The 1,214-nt window shown below is 50.5% G+C and carries 1 protein-coding gene; it reads left to right on the top strand.

Annotation, left to right across the window (positions count from 1 at the left end):
- Window positions 1-447 precede the first annotated feature (447 nt).
- Window positions 448-1,214 (top strand): ABC transporter substrate-binding protein (locus A3AY_RS0110850; RefSeq protein WP_040668513.1); only part of this gene is annotated, 767 nt, incomplete at its 3' end.

Below are 1,214 nucleotides of genomic sequence, written 5' to 3'. Positions count from 1 at the left end.
TTATCATTTTTCGGAATTATTATTGTTGTTTTGTAAGAACTAATTGGACAGATCGATAGCTTCGTGCGCTTATTCAGCCATCGATGGCGATCCACTTCTTAAAAAATGCTGCTGAAAAGATCATTCACAGAAGGCGATCTGGCTGAGGAGACTGTCAATGTCTGCAGTGTAAGCGTCTAGCAATCGGAGAAAATCGCATCGAATGTTTCACATAAATCGTTATGAAACAATTGTTGCAAATGCCGAAAAAGAGGCTTATGACGGTGTACTGCTGATGCAGTTCCAGACCATGCAGTGCGGTAAAAGCAGAAGCCGCAAGCGGCGGCTAAGCATGCCTGAAGGGAAGGTGTCCGTTCGAGCTACTAACTGATTGCACCTTCGACGTCTGTCTAAAGATGCAATCATAACTTGCATACAGAACTTCCAACAAAAAAAGGGGAATGAACAATGATTATATCTCGACGCAGTGCGCTGAAATTGGGTATGGCAGCCGGAGCATCACTCTCCATTCCATCCATCCTCCGCGCGCAAACCACTTCAGCCGAAGCGAAAAGCATCCGGATGGTTATGGGCGACGCCCTAACTGCTTTCGATCCAATCTTCACCTCCAGCGACGTCACCGCCAGCCATGCTATGGCCATTTATGATACATTGTTCGCCTTGGACTCGCAGCTTCAGGCGCAGCCCCAGATGGTGGAAACATGGACCCTATCTGAGGACAAAAAGACGTACACGTTTCAGCTGAGGGATGGCCTGGAATGGCATGATGGCACACCAGTTACTGCGGGAGACTGCGTAGCTTCGGTTCGAAGATGGGCTCAGGTCGATGCCGGTGGACAACTTATCATGTCACGGGCGCAGGACGTTTTGAAGAAGGATGACAAGACGTTTTCGATCGTTCTGAAGGAGCCGCTGCCAATACTGATAGACATCCTCGGCGCATCCAGTGGATATTACCTTGCTATAATGCGTGAGCAGGATGCAAAGCTGGCCGCTACTGAGCAGGTAACCGCAAACATCGGCTCGGGACCGTTCAAATTCAACCTGGAACTGGCTCGGCCAGGTGCCAGCTTCACCTATGATCGTAACGACTCTTACGTGCCGCGGAAAGAACCGCAGTCTGGGTACGCAGGCGCGAGGATCGCAAAAGTAGATCGGGTCGTTTGGGATCAAATCTCAGATCCGCAGACCGCTGTAGGCGCTCTGCAGGCGGG

Origin of the sequence: Rhizobium giardinii bv. giardinii H152, assembly GCF_000379605.1 — a bacterium.
Lineage (GTDB): Bacteria > Pseudomonadota > Alphaproteobacteria > Rhizobiales > Rhizobiaceae > Pararhizobium > Pararhizobium giardinii.
Note: the sequence above shows the minus strand (reverse complement) of the source record. Positions and strands in the feature narration are given on the sequence as shown.